Annotated in this window: 17 protein-coding genes; 13 read left to right on the forward strand and 4 right to left on the reverse strand. The window is 58.4% G+C overall.

Annotated elements, in window-relative coordinates; genetic code table 11:
• Window positions 1–253: 253 nt before the first annotated feature.
• Window positions 254–1255 (reverse strand): HTH-type transcriptional regulator GalR, encoded by a 1002-nt coding sequence (galR, locus tag BBA90_RS05505; protein ID WP_039379986.1) that lies wholly within the window; start codon window positions 1253–1255, stop codon window positions 254–256.
• 194 nt (window positions 1256–1449) lie between these two features.
• On the opposite strand from galR, the gene BBA90_RS05510 reads away from it, so the two are divergent.
• The 4 genes from BBA90_RS05510 (at window position 1450) to lplT (ending at window position 9422) form a co-directional block, all read left to right on the forward strand.
• The gene (locus tag BBA90_RS05510) at window positions 1450–3723 is read left to right on the forward strand and encodes a molybdopterin guanine dinucleotide-containing S/N-oxide reductase (RefSeq protein WP_065648373.1); all 2274 of its coding nucleotides are present in this window, start codon (window positions 1450–1452) and stop codon (window positions 3721–3723) included.
• Between the two features lie 274 nt (window positions 3724–3997).
• Window positions 3998–5728, forward strand: a complete 1731-nt coding sequence (locus BBA90_RS05515) for a penicillin-binding transpeptidase domain-containing protein (protein WP_065648277.1) — start codon at window positions 3998–4000, stop codon at window positions 5726–5728.
• 347 nt (window positions 5729–6075) lie between these two features.
• Window positions 6076–8226, forward strand: a complete 2151-nt coding sequence (gene aas, locus BBA90_RS05520) for a bifunctional acyl-ACP--phospholipid O-acyltransferase/long-chain-fatty-acid--ACP ligase (protein ID WP_065648278.1) — start codon at window positions 6076–6078, stop codon at window positions 8224–8226.
• Entirely contained in the window at window positions 8223–9422 is a 1200-nt protein-coding gene (gene lplT / locus BBA90_RS05525) for a lysophospholipid transporter LplT (RefSeq protein WP_065648279.1), read from the forward strand. The genes aas and lplT overlap by 4 nt, the downstream gene beginning before the upstream one ends.
• 554 nt (window positions 9423–9976) lie before the next feature.
• Here lplT and BBA90_RS05530 read toward each other — a convergent pair.
• The 3 genes from BBA90_RS05530 to mutH form a co-directional block, all read right to left on the reverse strand.
• Complete coding sequence (locus tag BBA90_RS05530; protein ID WP_065648280.1) at window positions 9977–11017, reverse strand: NADP(H)-dependent aldo-keto reductase; 1041 nt, start codon at window positions 11015–11017, stop codon at window positions 9977–9979.
• 143 nt (window positions 11018–11160) lie between these two features.
• Entirely contained in the window at window positions 11161–11379 is a 219-nt protein-coding gene (locus tag BBA90_RS05535; protein WP_065648281.1) for a YgdI/YgdR family lipoprotein, read from the reverse strand.
• Window positions 11380–11603: 224 nt separating this feature from the next.
• Window positions 11604–12257 carry a DNA mismatch repair endonuclease MutH gene (mutH, locus tag BBA90_RS05540; protein WP_430914164.1) on the reverse strand — a complete coding sequence of 218 codons (654 nt, stop codon included), beginning with the start codon at window positions 12255–12257 and terminating at the stop codon, window positions 11604–11606.
• 716 nt (window positions 12258–12973) lie between these two features.
• On the opposite strand from mutH, the gene rppH reads away from it, so the two are divergent.
• The 9 genes from rppH to recC all read left to right on the forward strand — a co-directional run bounded on the left by rppH (window position 12974) and on the right by recC (window position 22898).
• Entirely contained in the window at window positions 12974–13504 is a 531-nt protein-coding gene (rppH, locus tag BBA90_RS05545) for an RNA pyrophosphohydrolase (RefSeq protein WP_039379969.1), read from the forward strand.
• 12 nt (window positions 13505–13516) lie between these two features.
• Window positions 13517–15763 carry a phosphoenolpyruvate--protein phosphotransferase gene (gene ptsP, locus BBA90_RS05550; RefSeq protein ID WP_065648283.1) on the forward strand — a complete coding sequence of 749 codons (2247 nt, stop codon included), beginning with the start codon at window positions 13517–13519 and terminating at the stop codon, window positions 15761–15763.
• A gap of 112 nt (window positions 15764–15875) precedes the next feature.
• Window positions 15876–16757 (forward strand): prolipoprotein diacylglyceryl transferase, encoded by an 882-nt coding sequence (gene lgt, locus BBA90_RS05555; RefSeq protein ID WP_065648284.1) that lies wholly within the window; start codon window positions 15876–15878, stop codon window positions 16755–16757.
• Window positions 16754–17548, forward strand: a complete 795-nt coding sequence (gene thyA / locus BBA90_RS05560) for a thymidylate synthase (RefSeq protein ID WP_065648285.1) — start codon at window positions 16754–16756, stop codon at window positions 17546–17548. Before lgt ends, thyA begins: the two co-directional genes overlap by 4 nt.
• A 188-nt stretch (window positions 17549–17736) precedes the next feature.
• Window positions 17737–18207 (forward strand): prepilin-type N-terminal cleavage/methylation domain-containing protein, encoded by a 471-nt coding sequence (locus tag BBA90_RS05565; RefSeq protein ID WP_065648286.1) that lies wholly within the window; start codon window positions 17737–17739, stop codon window positions 18205–18207.
• On the forward strand, window positions 18198–18737 hold the full coding sequence (locus BBA90_RS05570; protein WP_065648287.1) for a prepilin peptidase-dependent protein: 540 nt from the start codon (window positions 18198–18200) through the stop codon (window positions 18735–18737). Before BBA90_RS05565 ends, BBA90_RS05570 begins: the two co-directional genes overlap by 10 nt.
• On the forward strand, window positions 18734–19162 hold the full coding sequence (locus BBA90_RS05575) for a DUF2509 family protein (protein ID WP_065648288.1): 429 nt from the start codon (window positions 18734–18736) through the stop codon (window positions 19160–19162). Before BBA90_RS05570 ends, BBA90_RS05575 begins: the two co-directional genes overlap by 4 nt.
• Entirely contained in the window at window positions 19146–19481 is a 336-nt protein-coding gene (locus tag BBA90_RS19050) for a prepilin-type N-terminal cleavage/methylation domain-containing protein (RefSeq protein WP_240484884.1), read from the forward strand. The genes BBA90_RS05575 and BBA90_RS19050 overlap by 17 nt, the downstream gene beginning before the upstream one ends.
• A gap of 36 nt (window positions 19482–19517) precedes the next feature.
• Window positions 19518–22898: an exodeoxyribonuclease V subunit gamma gene (gene recC / locus BBA90_RS05585; RefSeq protein ID WP_065648289.1), complete on the forward strand. Its 3381-nt coding sequence runs from the start codon at window positions 19518–19520 to the stop codon at window positions 22896–22898.
• Window positions 22899–22931 lie beyond the last annotated feature (33 nt).

Below are 22931 nucleotides of genomic sequence, written 5' to 3' on the forward strand. Positions count from 1 at the left end.
TGCGAGGACGGCGCGGGGCGCGGATTGCTAAGGGGCGCGCCCACTCGCCCCTTAGCCCGTCCGCATGCGCAAGCGCCGCTGAAACTGCCAGAAGCCTGGCGGGCGGAACTCTCTCAGTGCCCCGCGCTGCTTAGCGCACAGCTCCGCGCTGCTTAGCGCACAGCTCCGCGCTGCTCAGCGCCCAGCCCCGCGCTGCTCAGCGCACAGCCCCGCGCTGCTTAGCGCACAGCCCCCGCGCTGCTCCGCGCATCACTTAACCGGGCCCACCCACCGAGTGACGCCGTACCAGCGTCGGACTGAACATATTGGTGACTTCCGGCAGCTCGCTGCCGTGCGCCAGCGCCAGCGCGAGCTGCGCCGCCTGCTGTGCCATGGTGACGATAGGATAGCGCACGGTGGTAAGGCGCGGGCGCACGTAACGTGACACCAGCACATCATCAAAACCGATGAGCGACATCTCTTCCGGCACGCGGATGCCGTTATCACTCAGCACCGCCAGGGCACCCGCGGCCATTGAATCGTTATAACAGGCGACGGCCGTCAGAGACTTGCCGCGTCCCAGCAGTTCTGTCATCGCCTGCTCACCGCCTGTTTCATCCGGCTCACCCCAGGCTACCAGACGATCGTTACAGGGCAGACCATGTTCCCGCAGCGCATCGTAATAACCCTGCAGGCGATCTTCCGCATCAGAAATGGTGTGGGTGGAGCAGATAAAGGCGATATGCGTATGCCCCTGCTGGATAAGATGCCGGGTAGCGAGCCAGGCGCCATAGCGATCGTCCAGCGCGATACAGCGTGACTCAAAACCCGGGATCAGCCGGTTCAGCAGCACCATACCCGGCACCTGACGCATCAGCATCTCCAGATCGTCCGCCGGGATTTTCTTGGCATGCACCACCAGCGCCGCGCAGCGATGGCGCATCAGCTGCTCAATCGCCTGTCGCTCTTTTTGCTCATTATGGTAACCGTTACCAATCAGCAGAAAGTTGCCGGTCTCGCCAGCCACTTCATCCACCGCTTTTACCATCGCACCAAAAAAAGGATCGGAGACATCACCGACCACCAGCCCCAGCGTTTCAGTGGATTGCTGCGCCAGCGCACGCGCATTGGCGTTAGGGTGATACTGCAGCTGCTCCATCGCCTGTGTTACCGCAAGGCGCGAACCTTCGCTGGCTTTGGGAGAGTTATTGATAACGCGGGAAACGGTCGCAACCGACACCCCGGCCATACGGGCAACATCCTTAATGGTAGCCATGCAATTATCGACATCCAGGGAAAACGTTTACACATCGCATCAGTGTTACGGAAAAGCCCCTGAGCCGCAAGCGATCAGAATGCCAGCGTTGTCGCAAAAGCGCGGAAAATCAGCTGCTCACATGCAGACTTCAGGCGGACTGCAGCCTCATGGTATGCTGCCGCGCACTCTCTTTTTATCTGCCGGACACTCTCATGAAAACACGCGTGCCGCATCTGGCGCACTGGGGCGCTTTTACCGCCGTGACGGAAAATGGCCGCCTGACAGGCTGCGAACCCTTCTTTGCCGACGCCGATCCCTCACCGATGATCCATACCATCCCGGAGCTGGTTTACTCTGACAAACGTATCCGCCAGCCAATGGTGCGCCGCTCGTGGCTGAAATCACGCGAGCACAGCGATCGTACCCTGCGCGGGCGTGAAGATTTTGTGCCGGTCAGCTGGGACACCGCGCTCGATCTGGTGGCGGAAGAGAACCGTCGCGTACGTGAACGTTACGGGGCCTCCGGCATTTTTACCGGCTCATACGGCTGGTCCTCGGCCGGGCGGGTCAACCATGCGCGGACGCTGGTCCGGCGTTTCTATTTTCAGGGGGGCGGCGGCGTCGATCAGCAGGGGAACTACAGCTGGGGCGCCGCACAGTTCTTCCTGCCCTATGTGATCGGCACTTATATGCCGCTGACCGGGCGCGTGACCGACTGGCCGCAGGTGGTGGAGCATGCGGAAATTTTTGTCGCCTTTGGTGGTCTGGCGCTGAAAAATGCGCAGGTCGCGTCGGGCGGAGCGGGGCAGCATAGCCTGAAACCGGCGCTGGAGCAGCTGCGCGCCCGGGGGACACCGGTGATCAATATCAGTCCGCAGCGCGATGACTGTCCGGCGTGGCTGAACGCCGAATGGATCCCGATTCGGCCCAATACTGACGTCGCGCTGATGCTGGCGCTGGGCTATGAGATCCTGCGTAACCGCGCCACTGACGAAGCCTTCCTCGCCACGCATTGCACCGGCTGGCCGCAGCTGCGCGCCTACCTGCTGGGCGAAAGCGACGGCGTCGCAAAAACGGCAGCCTGGGCGAGTACCATTACCGGTATTCCGGCCGCGCGTATTGCGCAGCTGGCACAACAGCTGGCAGGTAAGCGCAGCTTTATGACCAGCGCGTATTCTGTGCAGCGCGCGCATCGCGGTGAGCAGCCCTACTGGATGATGATTGCGCTCTCCTGCATGCTGGGTCAGCCGGGCCTGCCGGGCGCAGGCTTCTCCTTTGGCCATGGCTCAATGAACAGCGTGGGCAATCCGCGTCAGGAGGGGCCGGCACCAATGATGAGCACCGGGCCTAATCCGGCAAACCTGGCGATTCCGGTAGCGCGCATCAGCGACATGCTGCTGCAGCCAGGCGAACCCTACGATTTCTGCGGTGAGACGCTGCACTATCCTGATATTCATCTGGTGCACTGGACGGGCGGTAATCCGTTTCATCATCATCAGCAGCTCAACCGGCTGGTCGCCGGCTGGCAGCGACCCGATACGGTGATTGTGCAGGATATTGTCTGGACGCCCGCGGCGCAGATGGCGGACATTGTGCTGCCGGTGACCACCACGCTGGAGCGCAACGATATCGGCGGATCGTCGCGCGATCGTTTTGTGCTGGCGATGCACCAGGCGGTCAGGCCGCAGCATCAGGCAAGAAATGACTTCGATATCTTTGCCGATATCGCCGATCGCCTCGGTTATCGTGAGCGCTTTACGGAAGGGCGCAATGAGATGCAGTGGATTGAGCATCTCTATCAGCAGTGCGCACAGGCCCATGCGCGACGCGATATCCCTTTCCCGGCGTTCAGTGAGTTCTGGGAGCGCGGGTTTGTGGAGATCCCCGAGGGCGGAAAACCCTATATCTTTATGGAGGAGTTTCGCGCCGATCCGGACGCACATCCTATCGCCACCGCCAGCGGCAAAATTGAGCTCTTTTGCCAGACCATCGCGGACTATCAGCTGGATGACTTCGCAGGCCATCCCACCTGGCGTGAGCCGCAGGAGTGGCTGGGTGCGCCGCTGAGCGCTGACTATCCGCTGCACATGATTTCAGTACAGCCTGCCGACCGGCTGCATAGCCAGCTGGATGCGACCCCTGCCGTTCAGGCCAATAAAACCGCCGGGCATGAAACGCTGTCGATGCATCCGCAGGATGCTGCACAGCGCGGGATTGCCGACGGGGAAGTGGTTGAGGTAAGCAATGCGCGCGGACGGATGCTGGCTGGCGTGCGCCTGACCGACGGCGTCGCGCCAGGCGTGGTGATCATCGCGACCGGCGCATGGTTCGATCCCGGCTTTGGCGGTACGTGGCAGCCGTGGGATCGCGCCGGCAACCCGAACGTGCTGACGCTGGATATCGGTACTTCTTCTCTGACGCAGGGGCCAAATGCGATGAGCTGTCTGGTCGAGGTCAAAAAACATCGCGGTTGCACAACCCACTAACAATCTCACCGCTGGTTACATTTTGCGGGCAACTGTTGCGTTTAAGCAGGTGCAGGGCGGTCAGCCCGCTTGCTACAGTCAGGGTCCCAGAGGTATTGATGGGTGAACATCAACACGTTTTTTTGATTACACCAACCTGCGCAGATGCGCAGGTTTTTTTTGTCCGCTGTCTCTGCAAATAACTGAAACACAGTTTTCCTGTCAACTTACCAGGCCTTTCTTTATAACAGCCGATAACCAGTCCGGATAACGACTTTTACCGCAGCGGAATGCTATGCCTCCAATCAAAAAATTTCTGGGTAAAGACCAGATTAAAGCCCCGTTTAACCCGTTTCGTTTTCGTCTGATCTGTCTGGGCGTGCTGACCTGTATGGGACTGCTGCTCGCCCGCGTCGGCGATCTGCAGCTCATCAACCACCCGATGCTTGAGCATGAAGCGGACCAGCGTTCGCTGCGCACCGTTACGCTGCCCACAAATCGGGGCACGCTGCTGGATCGCGACGGCCAGGCGCTGGCACTGAGCGTGCCGTCGCGCGACATCATCGCCGATCCCAAACGCGTGCTGGAGGCGAATCCCGACTTCAGCAGTGCAAAGTGGGGATACCTGGCTGCGGCGCTCAGCCTTCGGCCGGAAGATCTGCAGGCGCAGATCGTGGCTAATCCGAAAAAACGGTTTCTCTATCTGGGACGTAAAATCGAGCTGGGCATAGCCAAAGATATCGCGGAACTGCATCTGAAAGGGATCAGCTCGGTGTATAACGACAGCCGTTTTTATCCGATGAGTGAAGCGGCCGCGCCGCTGATTGGCATTGTCGGTGCCGACAGTAACGGGCTTAACGGGCTGGAGAAAGGGTTTGATCGGGTGCTGCAGGGCGAGCCGGGCAAAGAGGTCTATCGCCAGGATGGTGAGGGTAATATTATTTCGATGATTGAGTATGAGCCGCCGAAGCAGCCGCCCACGGTGCAGCTCAGCATCGATAAGTTTGATCAGTTTACCCTCTACAGCAGGCTGCGCGACGGTGTGCTGCTGAACAAAGCGGACTCCGGCGCTGCGGTGCTGGTGAAGATCGATACCGGTGAAATTCTGGCAATGGCATCGTATCCGTCGTTTAACCCGAATAATTTTGATAAAGCGACGCCCGCTCAGATGCGTAACGTTGCCATTAATGACAGTTTTGAACCCGGTTCAACGGTCAAACCGCTGGTGGTGATGGAGGGGCTGGAGCGCCATCTGGTCAGGCCTGATTCGGTGATCGATACCACGCCCTACAGCGTCAATGGCCACCTTATCCGCGATGTCGGCCACTGGCCGCGTCTCACCATGACCGGCATTCTGCAAAAATCGAGTGACATCGGCGTATCGCACATTGCACTGGCGATGCCGGCAGAAGCGCTGGTCAATACCTATCAGGCATTTGGCCTCGGCAAGCCTACCGGGCTGGGATTAACCGGCGAGAGCGTGGGCTACTTTCCGCTGCATCGCGAGCGCTGGGCGGATATTGAACGCGCAACGTTCTCCTTTGGCTATGGCCTGCGCGTGACGCCGCTGCAGATTGCGCGCGAATATGCCACGCTGGGCTCGTTTGGCGTTTATCGCCCGCTGTCGATAACCAAAGTTACACCGCCGGTGCTGGGCAAGCAGGTTGCCAATCCGCAGATTGTGCAGACCGTGGTGCATATGCTGGAGAGTGACGTACTGCCGGGCGGCACCGGTATCAAGGCTGCGGTACCGGGTTATCGCCTGGCGACCAAAACCGGTACCGCAGAGAAGATGGGCAGCAGCGGCAAATATGATGGCGGTTACGTGAACTATACCGCCGGGATCGCGCCAGCCAGCCACCCGGAGGTGGCGCTGGTGGTGATGATCAACCATCCCACCGCGGGCGATCACTTCGGCGGATCGGTGGCCGCTCCGATCTTCGGCAATATTATGGGGCCGGTGCTGAAGCACATGAACATTGCGCCGGATGCGCTTTACAGCAAGCCGCCGTCAGATAAATCCTAGCCAAATCAAAATGTAACCAGCAGGAGGTGCTGTTCACACCTGGTTGCATTTCACCGAATACGGTTGCGTTTAGCCGCTGTTATTCCTCAGGCTGCTGCGCGACGATAGCGATCCCAGAGGTATGATTGGTGTGAAGATCGGCTGCTGCGGCAGCGATACCTGCAGTGCAGGTATAACCCTGTTCGGTTGCACCGACCCACGCAGACGCGTGGGTTTTTTTTATCTTATTCCTGCGGCTCCGCGTCGCAGTTTGTCAGGGACTCCGCTTTAATTCTGCTCTGTACTTGTCGCCGCCCGGCAAATCCTGCAAGGTAATTATCATTTTTTGACTTTGCTAAGGAGCTGGCATGCTGTTTAACATTTTGCGTACTCTCTGTCGCCTGCTATGGCGCGTGGAGCTGCGCGGCGATCTCACGGCGCTGCATAAAGAGAAAGTGCTGATCACCCCTAACCATATGTCCTTTCTGGATGGCGTGCTGGTTGCGCTGTTTTTACCGATCAGACCGGTATTTGCTGTCTATTCTGCGATCAGCACCCGCTGGTATATGCGCCTGCTGACGCCCATTATCGATTTTGTTCCGCTTGATCCTGCTAAGCCGATGTCGGTTAAACACCTGGTCCGCATGATCAATACCGGCCGCCCGGTCGTGATTTTTCCGGAAGGTCGCATCACCGTGACCGGGTCGCTGATGAAGATCTACAGCGGTGCCGGCTTTGTGGCAGCCAAATCGGGCGCAACGGTCGTGCCGATGCGCATTGAAGGGGCGGAGTACACGCCGTTTGGTCGTCTCGGCGGGGTTTTCAAACGGCGTCTGTTTCCCCGTATTACGCTGAGCGTGCTGCCGGCGACCCATATTCCGATGCCGGAAGCGAAACGCGCCCGCGATCGGCGCGTGCTGGCAGGCGAACACCTGCACCATATTATGATGGAAGCGCGCATGGCGGTGCGCCCGCGTGAAACGCTGTATGAAGCATTTCTCAACGCGCGTACCCGCTACGGACTGACCAAAGCCTGTATTGAAGATGTGAATTTCCAGCCAGACAGCTATACCGGGCTGCTGAAAAAGGCGCTTGGGGTCGGACGTATTCTTGAGCGCTACAGCCGGCAGGGGGAGTATATCGGCCTGCTGCTGCCTAATGCCACCGTGACCGCTGCGGCGATCCTCGGTGCATCAATGCGCGGGCGCGTGCCGGCCATGCTTAACTATACGGCTGGCGTCAGCGGCATGCGTGCCGCGCTGACCGCCTCGCAGGTAAAAACCGTGTTTACCTCACGCCAGTTTCTGGAAAAAGGCAATCTGTGGCATCTGCCGCAGGGGCTGACTGAAGTTGAATGGATCTACCTCGAAGATCTGAAAGAGACGGTAACGCTGCAGGATAAACTGTGGATCCTCGGCCATCTGCTGCTGCCGCGCCGGGCACAGCTGGCGCAGCAGCCGGAAGAGGCGGCGATGGTGCTGTTTACCTCTGGATCGGAAGGCTATCCCAAAGGGGTGGTGCATTCCCATAAAAGCCTGCTGGCTAACGTAGAGCAGATCCGCACCGTGGCCGACTTTACGCCGCGCGATCGCTTTATGTCAGCACTGCCGCTGTTTCACGCCTTCGGTCTGACGGTGGGCCTGTTTACACCGCTGCTGACCGGGGCGCAGGTTTTCCTCTATCCCAGTCCGCTGCACTATCGCATCGTGCCGGAGCTGGTTTATGACCGCAACTGCACCGTGCTGTTCGGTACGTCAACGTTTCTGGGTAACTACGCGCGTTTCGCCAGCCCCTATGATTTCGCCCGTTTGCGCTACGTGGTCGCCGGTGCGGAGAAGCTGCAGGAAGGCACGCGCCAGCTCTATATGGAGAAATATGGCATCCGTATACTGGAAGGCTATGGCGTCACCGAGTGCGCACCGGTTGTGGCGATCAACGTGCCGATGGCTGCCCGCACGCATACCGTTGGCCGTCTGCTGCCCGGCATGGATTCCCGCCTGATTTCAGTGCCGGGCATTGAGCAGGGGGGCCGGCTGCAGCTGCGTGGCCCGAATATCATGAATGGCTATCTGCGCGTTGACGCGCCCGGCGTGCTGGAGCCGCCCGTGGCGGACAATGGCGAAGGTGTGATGGAGGCGGGCTGGTATGATACCGGGGATATTGTCAGCTTCGATGAAGGCGGCTTTTGTCAGATTCAGGGCCGGGCGAAGCGCTTTGCCAAGATAGCGGGTGAGATGGTGTCGCTGGAGAGCGTTGAACAGATCGCGCTGAAAGCCTCCGGCGAAAAACAGCATGCCGCCTCGCTGCGGCCGGACGGTAATCGTGGCGAAGCGCTGGTGCTGTTTACCACCGACAGTGAGCTGACGCGCGAGCAGCTGCTGCAGGCGGCGCGTGAAACAGGTGCGCCAGAGCTGGCGGTACCGCGCGATATCCGCGTCATGAAACAGCTGCCGCTGCTGGGCAGCGGCAAGCCAGACTACGTCAGCCTGAAGCAGCTGGCAGAAGAGAAGAGAGCATGAGCCAGCATGAGGAGGCCCGTGCTCCGCTGCTGTCGCGCGGTATGATTGCCGTGATCGTGGCGCAGTTTTTTTCCGCTTTTGGGGATAACGCGCTGCTGTTTGCCACGCTGGCGGTGCTGAAGGATCAGTTCTACCCCGACTGGAGCCAGCCGATCCTGCAGATGCTGTTTGTCGCCACCTATATTCTGCTGGCGCCGTTTGTCGGGCAGATGGCCGACAGCTTCGCCAAAGGACGGGTGATGATGCTGGCGAATAGCCTGAAGCTGCTGGGTGCGCTGACCATCTGTTTCGGCTTTAATCCGTTTCTCGGCTATACGCTGGTAGGCATCGGTGCGGCCGCTTACTCGCCGGCGAAGTATGGCATTCTGACGGAAATCACCAGCGGTGAACGTCTGGTCAAAGCCAACGGGCTGATGGAGGCATCCACCATTGCGGCCATTCTGCTCGGTTCGGTTGCGGGCGGGGTACTGGCGGACTGGCATCTTCTGATGGCGCTGGCCGCCTGTGCACTGACCTACGCGCTGGCCGTTATCGCTAATCTCTTTATTCCCCGTCTCAGCGCGGCGCGTCCGGGTCAGAGCTGGCATGCGCTCAGGATGCTGCGCAGCTTCAGCAGTGCAGCACGTCAGCTGTGGCATAACGGTGAGACGCGTTTTTCCCTGCTGGGGACCAGCCTGTTCTGGGGAGCGGGAGTCACGCTGCGTTTTCTGCTGGTGCTCTGGGTGCCGGTGGCGCTGGGTATTACTGACAACAAAACGCCTACCATGCTCAATGCCATGGTAGCGATAGGGATTGTACTGGGCGCGGCGGCGGCGGCTAAGCTGGTGACGCTGCAGACGGTGCGGCGCTGCATGCCGGCCGGCGTGCTGATAGGGGTGATGGTCGTACTGTTTTCGCTGCAAACCACGCTGCTGAACGCCTGGCTCCTGCTGATGGTGATTGGCGCGCTGGGCGGCTTTTTTGTGGTACCCCTTAACGCACTGCTGCAGGAGCGCGGTAAAGCGAGCGTGGGATCGGGTAATGCGATTGCCGTACAGAATCTCGGTGAAAACAGCGCCATGCTGCTGATGCTGGGGCTCTATACGCTGGCCATTAAGCTCGGAGCGCCGGCCGTTGCCACCGGCACAGGCTTTGGCGCAGTATTTGCCGCCGCCATCGCGCTGCTGTGGTGGAAAGCACGTCCCGTATCCCCGTAGGGGTCGCATTCATGCGACCCTGATGCGTTCAAAGGGCGTCATTAATGACGCCCCTACGTTAATATCCAGCGCATGATTCAAAACCCCGCCAGGGTCGCATTCATGCGACCCTGGCGCATTCAAAGGGCGTCATTAATGACGCCCCTACGTTAATATCCAGCGCATGATTCAAAACCCCACAGGGGTCGCATTCATGCGACCCTGGCGCATTCAAAGGGCGTCATTAATGACGCCCCTACGTTAATCTCCACCGCATGATTCAAACCCCCACAGGGGTCGCATTCATGCGACCCTGGCGCATTCAAAGGGCGTCATTAATGACGCCCCTACGTTAATCTCCACCGCATGATTCAAACCCCCCGTAGGGGCCGCATTCATGCGGCCCTGGCGTATGTATGCGGCCCTGGCGTATGTATGCGACCCTGGCGTATGTATGCGACCCTGGCGTATGTATGCGACGCCGCCGCGTTTATACGATTTCGCCGCAACTGAAAAGGGCGTCATTCATGACGCCCTTACGCTAATTCCCGCCGCATTCATACGACCCTGAAAAATTACGGTGCGGGATAGGTATACTGCCGGTGAATGCTTTCCAGCGCTTCCAGCACATCGGCGTTCAGCGTCAGATTGAAACTCTCCACATTCGTTTTCAGCTGCGCCATCGTGGTCGCGCCCAGCAGGGTGCTGGCAACAAATGGCTGCTGGCGTACATAGGCGAGGGCCATTTGCGACGGATCCAGATTATGCTGCTTTGCCAGATCGACATAAGCGGCAATCGCCTGTTGTGACTGCTCACTGCTGTAGCGGGTAAAGCGGCTGAACAGCGTGTTGCGTGCGCCAGCGGGTTTCGCGCCGTTCAGATACTTGCCGCTCAGGGTGCCAAATGCGAGGCTTGAATAAGCCAGCAGCTCCACGCCTTCATGCTGACTGATCTCAGCCAGCCCCACCTCAAAGCTGCGGTTCAGCAGACTGTACGGGTTCTGAATCGTCACAATGCGCGGCAGCTCATGTTTTTCAGCCAGCTGCAGATAGCGCATTACACCCCAGGCGGTCTCATTAGAGACGCCAATGTAGCGGATTTTACCGGCACGCACCTGTTCGGTCAGCGCCTCCAGCGTCTCCAGCAGCGTCACGGTCGCGGTACTTTCGCTGTACTCGTAGCCCAGCTTGCCAAAATAGTTAGTCTGGCGCTGCGGCCAGTGCAGCTGATAAAGATCGAGGTAGTCGGTGTTCAGACGCTTCAGGCTGGCATCCAGCGCCTCGCGGATATTTTTGCGATCGAGCGCCTGATGCGGACGGATCAGCGCGTCGCTGCCGCGAACCGGACCGGCGACTTTGCTGGCGAGGATCACTTTATCGCGGCTGCCGCGCTTTTTCAGCCAGCTGCCAATATACTGTTCTGTTAATCCCTGGGTTTCAGGACGCGGCGGCACCGGGTACATCTCTGCGGTATCGATCAGATTGATGCCCTGGCTGACAGCGTAATCGAGTTGTTCGTGGGCGTCGGCTTCGCTATTTTGCTCACCAAACGTCATCGTGCCTAACCCCAGTTGACTGACTTCCAGCGTACTGTGGGGGATACGGTGATAATGCATTGCCGGCTTCCTTTTTTCATTATGAAACGGAATGTTCTGTCCTTTTGGACTATAGCCTGTCTGGCACACGGGAAGGAAGGGGGGAAACTCCGGGAAATCGCCTGCACAGAGGAAAACACCATGCAGGCCGTTCAATCTGGCACTTAACGTTCAATAATGGTGGACACTTCGTCGCCGTTGATCTGCATAACGTGGCCCTGCCGGTCGGTATACTCAACCAGGCCGGTCTCCTTATCAATAGAGGGTTTGCCCTCAGTCATGATCATCTGGCCATCTTTTGTTGCCATCACGTAGTCGCTGCTGCACCCGCTCAGCACTGCCGCTGCCAGCAGCAAACCTGCTACACCCGCTAACCCTTTCATTATCCGCTCCCTAAGCTGCCTTAACTGCAAAAGTGTAGTAATAAATGCTTTTACATGACGAAGTAATCGCATGATTCTTAAAAAAGCGGGGGGCAACGTACATTAGCTTGACAAGCAGGCGCGTTTCCTGCTGGTTGCGCAGCATCAGAAGACGCTGGCGCCACGGGAGGATGAGGGCAAAACCCGATATCGGGAAACGTGCAGTATAAAATCTGTGTCGCGTATTACAGTAAAAAATGGCGCGCCAGCAGCGCACCCGTAAAGCGCTTTTTGAGATAAAAACCGCGCGGCAGCGTCATGATGCGTTCACCCTGTTCACCTACCGCTTCCGTCAGCGCCCGGTTATTCGCGGCTTTAGGACGAATTTGCAGCCAGGCCCCGTGACGGGCGGTAATACGCTCGACCTGCCCCAGCACAATCATATCCATCAGCTCTTCCCAGTCGGCGCGCAGCTGTTGCTCTTCTTCAGCGTCAGGCTGCCAGAGCAGGGGCGTCCCCACCCGACGCTCAGCCAGCGGGATAGTGCGCTCGCCCTCAACCGGGATCCACAACACCCGCGCCAGCTTATGGCGCACATGACTTGACGCCCAGGTGACGCCGCTGTTACCGGTTAACGGCGCCACACAGACGAAGGTGGTCTCCAGCGGTTTACCCTGAGCATCAATCGGAATGGTTTTAAGCTCAATGCCTAAATGCGCAAAATCCTGCTCCGCTTTGCTGCCAGCGCTGGCACCCAGATGCAGCTCCAGCAACATACCGACCCAGCCTTTATCGCGTTTGAGATTATCAGGTACAGGCAGGTTAAGCCGGGCCGCCAGCGTGTCCAGCCGCTGTCCGGCCAGCTGATGCGCACGCTGCAGCAGCTCTTCTTCAGTCATTGGGCTAGCAGGTAAAGCGGCATGAGATGTCATAATGGAATCTGGGCTGGTTAAAAATTAATCAATTTGCGGTCAGGCAGGTTGTCCACACAGCCTCTTTCTGAACGGGCATCATAATAGCATGATTCACACCGTTTTTTTTCTGACTGCTATAAAGCGTGGTGTTCTCACGGGCATTTTATCCCGATTTGTCTGCCACAATAAACAGGATATCAGTGTAAGTTATCCACAGATAAGTGGGATAAGCCCGCTCTGAACCCATGCCTGTTTGTATTTACAGGGCATGGCAGAGCGCAATGCGCGATTTTTTTACAGCATCTGACCAGGTTTAGGGCGTTACTTGTGGATAAAAACAACGGTGGTTAATTATTAACCACATGGCTCTCTGCACCTTGCAGGCACAGAAAAAAAACCGCGATCCAGACAGCGATTTTCCTGTTAATACACTGATAGTAAATATCTTTATCTGAAGATAAGAATCTTCTGCTTTGCTCTGGCAGCAAACTGTCTGCAGCTAATTACCGCGTTCTGCACAAAGCTATCCACAGAAAAAGTGCATAAGATCGCGTGCGGCGCCGGTTAACTGTTTATAAGTTAACTCATCTCTGTGGGTTAACTCTTTTTTATTCTGCGAAGGTCCGGCTTATCCAGTGGTTTACCGCCTGTAAGGAGTGTGAAACAATCAGACCATTCAAATTAAGCTTTGAGGTAGTCCAGTGATCGATGATGATGGCTACCGCCCGAATGTTGGTATCGTAATCTGCAACAGGCAGGGGCAAGTGTTATGGGCCAGGCGCTTTGGACAGCACTCCTGGCAGTTTCCTCAGGGAGGCATCAATCCGGGTGAAACCGCAGAGCAGGCGATGTATCGCGAACTGTTCGAAGAAGTGGGTTTACACCGCAAAGATGTTCGAATACTTGCTTCAACCCGTAACTGGTTACGTTACAAGTTGCCTAAACGTTTGGTGCGTTGGGATACAAAGCCGGTCTGTATCGGCCAGAAACAGAAGTGGTTTCTTCTGCAGTTGATGTGTAATGACGCGGATATCAATGTGCAACACAGCAGCACACCCGAGTTTGATGGCTGGCGCTGGGTGAGCTTCTGGTATCCGGTACGTCAGGTGGTCTCCTTCAAGCGCGATGTTTACCGGCGCGTCATGAAAGAGTTTGCTGGCGTGGTAATGTCGATGCAGGAGAGTGTGGGGCAGCGCAATAACCCTGTTGCCCACCGTCGTAAAAGAGGATAGGCCACGCCCCTTATGCTCACTCAGTTGCGAGAAATAGTAGAAAAAGTGGCGGGTGCACCGCGTCTGAATGAAGCACTCGACATTCTGGTTAACGAAATCTGCCTGGCGATGGAGACCGAGGTCTGCTCGGTTTACCTCGCGGATCACGATCGACACTGCTACTACCTGATGGCGACCCGCGGTCTGAAAAAGCCGCGCGGCCGTACCATTGCGCTGGCGTTTGATGAAGGTATTGTCGGCCTGGTTGGCCGGCTTGCTGAACCCATTAACCTGGCCGATGCGCAGAGTCACCCCAGTTTCAAATATATTCCTGCCGTAAAAGAAGAGCGTTATCGCTCTTTCCTTGGCGTACCCATCATCAGCCGTCGTCAGCTACTGGGCGTGCTGGTGGTACAGCAGCGCGAACACCGTCAGTTTGATGAGAGTGAAGAGTCATTTCTGGTGACGCTCGCCACGCAAATGGCGGGACTGCTCTCCCAGTCACAGCTCGGCCAGCTATTTGGCCAGTTCCGGCAAACCCGTGTTAAAGCCATTGCCGCCTCTCCGGGCGTTGCGGTGGCAACCGGCTGGGTGGATGAAACACAGCCGCTGCTGGACCAGGTCTCTGCCGCATCAACCCTGGATCCACAGCGGGAGCGCGAGCGACTGGTGGTGGCGATGGGTGAAGCGGGCAATGAATTCCGCCGTTTCAGTAAACGCTTTGCGGCAGGTGTGCAGAAAGAGAGCGCGGCCATCTTCGATCTTTACTCGCATCTGCTGACCGATGCGCGGCTGAAGAAAGATCTGTTTGCGGAGATCGAACGCGGATCGGTGGCCGAGTGGGCGGTGAAAACCGTGATCGAAAAGTTTGCTGCGCAGTTTGCCAGTCTGCAGGATCACTACCTGCGCGAACGGGCCGGCGATCTGCGGGTACTGGGGCAGCGACTGCTGTTCCACCTTGATGACACGCTGGTGGGGACCAACGCCTGGCCGGAACGTTTTGTGCTAGTGGCTGATGAGCTTACGGCCACCACGCTGGCCGAGCTGCCGCATGAGCGACTGGCAGGCGTGGTCGTGCGCGACGGTGCCGCCAACTCACATGCGGCGATCCTGACGCGGGCGATGGGGATCCCGACCGTGATGGGTGCCGATATCCTGCCGGTGCAGCTCAACAAGCGGCAGCTGATCGTGGATGGCTATCGCGGGGAAGTCCTGATCGATCCTGAGCCGGTGCTGGTACAGGAGTATCAGCGTTTGATCAGCGAAGAGAATGCGCTGAGCAAAATGGCTGAAGGTGTGGTTGATCAGCCCGGTGAGCTAAAAAGTGGTGAGCGGGTAGAGGTCATGCTCAACGCCGGCCTTAGCCCGGAGCATGAGCAGGCGCTGGACAGCTGGGTGGATGGCATCGGTCTCTATCGCACAGAGATCCCGTTTATGCTGCAAAGCGGCTTCCCGTCAGAAGAGGAGCAGGTGGCGCAGTATCAGGGCATGCTGCAGCTGTTTTACAATAAGCCGGTCACGCTGCGCACGCTGGACGTGGGCGCGGACAAACAGCTGCCCTACATGCCGATCAGCGAAGAGAACCCCTGTCTGGGCTGGCGCGGTATTCGCCTGACGCTCGATCAGCCGGAGATCTTTCTGGTGCAGGTGAGGGCCATGCTGCGCGCCAACGTCGCCTCCGGGAACCTCAATATCCTGCTGCCGATGATCAGCCATATTGATGAGATCGATGACGCGCGCCGGCTGATTGATCGCGCCGGACGTGAAGTGGAAGAGGTACTGGGCTATCCCATTCCCCGGCCGCGTATCGGCGTTATGATCGAAGTGCCCTCAATGCTGTTTATGATCCCGCATCTGGCCAGCCGCGTTGATTTTATCTCGGTCGGCACCAACGATCTGACGCAGTATCTGCTGGCGGTGGATCGCAATAACACCCGGGTCGCAAACCTCTACGATCCACTGCATCCTGCGATGCTGCGCGCGCTGCATACCATTGCGCGTGAAGCCCGGGAAGCCAAACTTGAGCTCTGCCTGTGTGGTGAAATGGCGGGCGATCCCATGTGTGTCGCGCTGCTGGTCGGGCTTGGCTATCATCATCTCAGCATGAACGGCAAAAATATTCCGCGGGTGAAGTACCTGTTGCGACATCTGGATCGGGAGGAAGTACAGAAGCTAAGTCAGCAGGGCATTGCGGCGCATACCGCTTCGGAAGTGCGTCATCTGGTTGCAGCATTTATGGAGCGTCGCGGCCTGGGTGGACTGATTCGCGGCGGTCGTTAACGGTTTACATTTCTGCGGAAATTGTGAAAAGCGGCTGTGCTATGATGCGCAGCCTTTTATTGTCTGGCCCTTTAGCCACGCCCGTGTTGGGCAGAAAAATCGATGGTGAATAATGAATAACGGCTACATTTCATTTCCCCAATTCGATCCGGTGATCTTCTCTATCGGACCGATTTCGCTTCACTGGTACGGCCTGATGTATCTGGTGGGCTTTGTTTTTGCCATGTGGCTTGCGGTGCGCCGCGCCAATAAGCCCGGTAGCGGCTGGACGAAAGACGAAGTGGAAAACCTGCTTTATGCCGGATTCCTCGGCGTCTTTCTGGGTGGCCGTATCGGCTATGTGCTGTTTTATAATCTGCCGCTGTTTCTGGAGAACCCGCTCTATCTGTTTAAAGTCTGGGATGGCGGCATGTCCTTCCACGGCGGCCTGATTGGCGTGATTGTGGTCATGCTGATATTTGCCCGTCGCACGAAGCGTACGTTCTTCCAGGTGTCTGACTTCATTGCGCCGCTGATCCCGTTTGGGCTTGGCGCGGGTCGTCTCGGTAACTTTATCAACGGTGAGCTGTGGGGCCGCGTGGCGCCTGATTTTAAGTTTGCCATGCTGTTTCCGGGATCGCGCAGCGAAGATCTCGCGCTGGCGGTCAATAACCCGCAGTATCAGCAGCTGCTGAACACCTATGGCGTGCTGCCCCGTCACGCCTCCCAGCTCTATGAGCTGTGCCTGGAAGGCGTGGTGCTGTTTATAATTCTTAACCTGTTTATCCGCAAACCGCGTCCTATGGGCAGCGTCTCCGGCCTGTTCCTGATTGGTTACGGCGCGTTTCGCATTATTGTCGAGTTTTTCCGCCAGCCGGATGCGCAGCTGGGGCTGTTTGAAGGCGGCATCAGCATGGGACAGATTCTCTCTGTGCCGATGATTCTGGCGGGTATTATCATGATGGTCTGGGCGTATCGTCGTCGTCCGCAGCAACAAACCCGAGAGGTAAAATGAAACAGTATCTGGAACTGATGCAGCATGTGCTGAATGAAGGCGCAGAAAAAGCGGACCGTACCGGTACCGGCACGCTTTCCATTTTTGGCCACCAGATGCGTTTCAATCTGCAGGAAGGCTTTCCTCTGGTCACCACCAAAAAAGTGCACCTGCGCTCTATCATTCACGAGCTGCTGTGGTTTCTGAAAGGTGAGACCAACATTCAGTATCTGAAAGAGAACAAGGTCACTATCTGGGATGAGTGGGCAGATGAAAACGGGGATTTAGGTCCGGTCTACGGCAAGCAGTGGCGCAGCTGGGGCAGTGCCTCTGGCGCAGAGATCGATCAGATAAGCCGGGTCATTGAGCAGCTGAAACGCGATCCGGACTCACGCCGTATTATCGTCTCGGCCTGGAACGTGGGTGAGCTGGATCAGATGGCGCTGGCACCCTGCCACGCCTTTTTCCAGTTCTACGTTGCGAACGGCAAACTCTCCTGCCAGCTCTATCAGCGTTCGTGCGATATCTTCCTCGGCCTGCCATTTAATATCGCCAGCTATGCGCTGCTGGTGCATATGGTCGCGCAGCAGTGCGATCTGGAAGTGGGTGATTTTGTCTGGACCGGTGGCGATACCCACCTTTACAGCAATCATCTGGAGCAGGCTCGTCTGCAGCTGACCCGCGAACCGCGCCCGCTGCCGAAGCTGGTGATTAAGCGCAAACCGGCCTCAATTTTCGACTATACCTTTGAGGATTTTGAAGTAGAGGGCTACGATCCCCATCCGGCGATCAAGGCGCCTGTTGCCGTCTGATCTGCCGCTGAGCGCGCCTGAGCCCTGCCACTGTGCAGGGCTTTTTTTTGCCTGGAAAGCATGCATTTCTGGCGCTGTCGCACAAAAAAATGGTTATCTCTGCACCGGCGGAATGGTGCCTGTGAGCCACGCCTGATGGCACAACCGAAGCGCTTGTGCCGCTGCTGCGCTGACGGCAGAGTGACGCCATGAACAGAGATACTCATTGCGGATTTACCCTGCCGGAACTGCTGATCGTCATGATCATTACAGGCGTACTGGGAGGTGGGGCCATAACTGGATTCCAGCGCTGGCAGCAGCAGCAGCAACTGCGCGAAAGCGTGCTGCAGCTGCAGGCATTTCTGCTGCACCTGCGTGCGCACGCGGGCTGGCATAACCGTGAGCTAAAGCTCTGGCTGCAGCCGGGTCAGGGGGGCTGCCTTGGTACCGGGCCGGTACCCGTTGCAGGCTGTAATACTCCCTCGCGCTGGTGGTTTACGCCACCGCATGCGGGCATACACCTTAGCGCACTGACGGGCGAGCCCGGTTTTTACGGGCGCAGGGATGTGGCGCGCGCCGGTAGCGTGGAAATGGCCAGCGCTGCCGGGCGCTGGCGCGTGATCATCTCCGCCCGCGCGCGTATTCGTCTCTGCCAGCCGGAGGCAGCGGCGTGCGAATAGCTCAGGCCGGCTTCACCCTGCTGGAAACGCTGATTGCGCTGGCGATAAGCGCCATGCTGATGCTCAGCCTGGGACGTTTTCTGCCGCTGCTGCTGGAACAGAATCTGCGGCTGCAGCAGCGGGTACAGCTGCAGCAGGAGCTGGAGCAGATAGCCGGCACGCTGGAAAAAGCGCTGCGCCGGGCGGGCTACTGCCGGGGAACGTGCCGCGGGGCGCCACTGACGCTGGCAAACAGCGGCAGCTGTGTGCTGTTGCGCTGGGATGAGAACAGCAACGGTTGCTGGGAGGGCGCGGGACACAGCGACAGTGATTACTACGGCTATCGTCTGCGCAACGGCCAGCTGGAGATGCAGCGTGGCGTTGAGGCGTGTCACGGCAGCGGCTGGGAGCGCATCACCGACCCCGCGTTTATGCGGCTTGAGCACTTTCACGTCAGCCGCCAGCAGCGGAAGCTGCGGCTGGAGCTGGCGGCGCGCGCAGGTCAGCAGCAGGTCACGCTGGTGCGCATTATTGAAGGCCTCAATCTGTGAAACAGCAGGGTAACAGTACGCTCGGCATGGTCATGATACTGCTGCTGCTGGGAGGCGTAACGCTGCATGCCACCCGCCAGCAATTGAGCCGCAGCATAGTACTGGTGGCCGATACACAGCACTACTTTCAGCACCACAGCCAGGCGCAGGCGGCGCTGCGCTGGGGAATGCAGCAGCAGTGGTCACCCGCTGATGGCTGGCAGTGCCAGCAGTGGATAACCGCGCAGTGGCAGAGCTGTCTGCTGCGCAGGGAGGAGGGGCATGGTTTGTTATCAGCGCGTCAGGCAGACAGCGCACTCTGGCTCTACCACTGGGTTGAGCTCAGTGGCATGCGCGTGCTGGCACTGCCGCACGGCTGGATCGACTTCTGCCCGCTGGACGCACCGGAAGCGTGTCCGGGAGAGGCGATTGCAGCAGGGATTTAGTCTGGCAGAGGCGCTAGTAGGCATGCTGCTGCTGGCACTGAGCATCACGACGCTGCTGCACTATCAGCGCGCGCTGACGCTGGGGTTTAGCCAGCAGTGGCAGCAGCGTCAGGCGTGGCAGGTCGCGCAGCAGGCACTGCTGGGCTATGACACAGCGGGCTGGCACACGCAGCGCCAGCAGCAGATCCTGCCAGGCAGCTGCACGCTGGAACGGGTGACCGTAACCGGACCGCATCAGCGCACGGCCGTGCTGTCACGGCTGAAATGTCACGAAGATGAGCAGATTAATAGGCATCTCCACCGTTTAAGGGTAGAGTGACCAGGCTGTATTGTACTGCTTTGTTAAAGGAGAATTATGTTCCGGGTTTACCACTCCAATCAGCTCGATCTGTTGAAAAATCTGGCAGGCATTCTGATTGAAAACCAGCCTCTCGCCGATCCGTTTGCGGCTGAACAGGTGCTGGTGCAGAGCCCGGGAATGGCACAGTGGCTGCAGATGGAGCTGGCAAACAGTTTTGGCATTGCCGCAAATATCGATTTTCCACTGCCTGCCACCTTTATCTGGAGCATGTTTGTCAAAGTGCTGCCGGGGATCCCGGAGGAGAGCGCCTTTACCAAAGCCAACATGAGCTGGAAGCTGATGCAGCGCCTGCCGGTGCTGCTGGAGCAGGAAACGTTTCAGTCGCTGCGGCTCTATCTGCAGGATGATGACGACAAGCGTAAGCTCTACCAGCTCAGCACCCGCGTCGCCGACCTCTTTGACCAGTATCTGGTCTATCGTGCTGACTGGCTCAACAGCTGGGAGCGTGGTGCACTGATTGAGGGACTGGGTGACGCTCAGCAGTGGCAGGCGGCGCTCTGGCGCGATCTGGTCAGCTTTACGGAAAGCCTCGGTCAGCCGATGTGGCACCGTGCCAATCTGTACGCCCGCTTTATTGAAACGCTGGAACGGGCTGAAAGCACGCCGCCTGGTCTGCCGCCGCGTGTGTTTATCTGCGGTATTTCTGCGCTGCCGCCCGTCTACCTGCAGGCGCTTGAAGCGCTGGGCCGCCATATCGATATTCATCTGCTCTTTACTAATCCCTGCCGCCACTACTGGGGAGATATTCAGGATTACGCATTTCTGGCAAAGCTGCAGAGCCGTCAGCGGCGCCGCCTGCATTCAGAAGAGACGCTGCCCCTGTTTCGCGAACCTGAAGCCGCCTCCACGCTGTTTAACAGCAGCGGTGAGCAGCAGCTGACAAACCCGCTGCTTGCCTCGTGGGGAAAGCTGGGACGCGACAATCTGTTTTTGCTCAGCCAGATGGAGTCAGCGGCCAACGACATTGATGCGTTTGTCGATCTGCCTGATGACACGCTGCTGCACAGCCTGCAGGCTGACTTACTGAATCTTGACGATCGCGCGGTGATTGGTCTGAGTGCCGGAGAACTGATGAACAGCGCAGAGAAGCGCCGTCTCGATCCGGCCGATCGCTCCATCACGCTGCAGATCTGCCACAGCGCACAGCGTGAAGTCGAGGTGCTGCAGGATCATCTGCTGGCAATGATGGAGGCCGATCCTGAGCTTAAGCCACGCGATATCATCGTCATGGTGGCAGACATTGACAGCTATGCGCCCTTTATTCAGGCGGCGTTTGCCAGCGCACCACCGGACCGCTATCTGCCGTTTGCGATTTCGGACCGCCGCGCCAGTCAGGCACATCCGGCCATTCTGGCGCTGCTAAGCCTGCTGACGCTGCCGGAAAGCCGCTTCGCCTCAGAAGAGATCCTCGCGCTGCTGGAAGTGCCGGCGCTGGCGCAGCGCTTTTCCGTGGATGAGAGCGGGTTGCGTCTGCTGCGCCGCTGGGTCATGGAGTCCGGCATTCGCTGGGGACTGGACGATGCCAGTATTGAAGCGCTGTCGCTGCCGGTTACCGGCCAGCACACCTGGCGCTTTGGCCTGCAGCGTATGTTACTGGGGTATGCGCTAGAGAGCCGCAACGGTGACTGGCAGGGGATCCTGCCTTACGACGAATCAAGCGGCCTGATCGCAGAGCTGGCAGGGCATCTGGCCGAGCTGCTGACGCGGCTTGATACCTGGCGCAGCCGGCTGGCCGGCGAGCGCACGCTGGCTGAGTGGCTGCCGCTGTGCCGTGAGCTGATTGACAGTTTTTTCAGCGGTGATGCTGAAAGCGAGGCAGCGCTGCTGCTGGTAGAGACGCAGTGGAAAGAGATTATTGAGCAGGGCGTGGGTTCTGCTTACCAGCAGCCGGTGCCGGTGACGCTGCTGCGCGATGAGCTGCGTTCACGCCTCGATCAGCAGCGCATCAGTCAGCGTTTTCTGGCAGGGCCGGTAAACTTCTGTACGCTGATGCCGATGCGCTCGATCCCCTTTAAAGTCGTCTGCCTGCTGGGAATGAATGATGGTGTCTACCCGCGCACGCTGGCTCCGGTAGGGTTTGACCTGATGCAGCAGCAGACGCGCAAAGGCGACCGCAGCCGGCGCGATGACGATCGCTATCTGTTCCTTGAAGCCCTGATTTCCGCTCAGCAGCAGCTTTACATCAGCTATATCGGTCGGGCGATTCAGGATAACACCGAGCGCTATCCTTCGGTGCTGGTCACAGAACTGCTTGATTATCTGGGGCAGAGTTTCTGCCTGCCGGGTGATGAGCAGTGCGAACCTGACGTCAGTGAAAAGCGTGTACGTGAGCACTTACAAACTTTGCACAGCCGCATGCCCTTTGCGGCAGAGAATTTTACTCCTTATAGCCACCGGCAGAGCTTCGCTGCCGAGTGGCTGCCGGCAGCCACCGGCCGCGGCGTGGCACAGCCCGATTTCGTGCAGCCGCTGGCGGTGAAAACGCAGGACGTCGTCACGCTGGAGCAGCTGCTGCGCTTCTGGCGTCATCCGGTTCGCGCCTGGTTTCAGCAGCGTCTTGGCGTCTCATTCTGGACAGAAGAGAGCGAACTGCCCGACAGCGAGCCTTTTGCACCCGATAGCCTGGAACGCTATCAGCTAAACGCACAGCTGCTCAATGTGCTGGTAAACGGTGAGGATCCGCAGCAGCTCTATGCGCATCACCGGGCCGCAGGTAACCTGCCTTATGGCGCTTTTGGTGAACTTTTCTGGCAGAGTCAGACCGAAGAGATGCAGGAGGTTGCGGCAGAAGTCGCCGGAGAGCGTCTGCCGGCAGAGAGTCAGGAAGTGAATCTGCAGCTTGGTGCCGTGCGGCTGACCGGCTGGCTGACGCAGGTGCAGGCTGATGGTCTGCTGCGCTGGCGGCCAGGCGTACTGAACATGAATGACGGCCTGCAGCTGTGGCTGGAGCATCTGGTTTACTGTGCGCTGGGCGGCAGCGGCGTAAGCCGGATGTATGGCCGCAAACAGAGCCGCTGGCGCTTTCATGCCGTTGATGCCGGCCGCGCGCAGGCGCTGCTGGCAGAGTACGCCGCCGCCTGCGAGCAGGGACTGGCGCAGCCGCTGCTGCTGTTAAACAAAAGCGGCGGCGCCTGGCTGGAGGCGAGCTTTGATCGCAAAAGCGGCCAGCTGCTGGAAGATGAAGCCACGCAGAAAAAGGCGCTGAATAAGCTGCTGCAGGCGTGGCAGGGCGGCTATCAGGTGCAGGGTGAGGGCAGCGATCCCTATCTCCAGCGCCTGAATCGCACGCTGAATGAGGAGATGCTGCAGGCGATTATTAATGCGGCCCGGCAATGGTATCTGCCGGTACGCCTCGCCCATCAGGATGATGAATAGCCGCTAAGTGTCACGCTTATACCAGAACACTGA

It is taken from the genome of Pantoea eucrina (assembly GCF_001691555.1).
Taxonomy (GTDB): Bacteria; Pseudomonadota; Gammaproteobacteria; order Enterobacterales; family Enterobacteriaceae; genus Pantoea; species Pantoea borealis.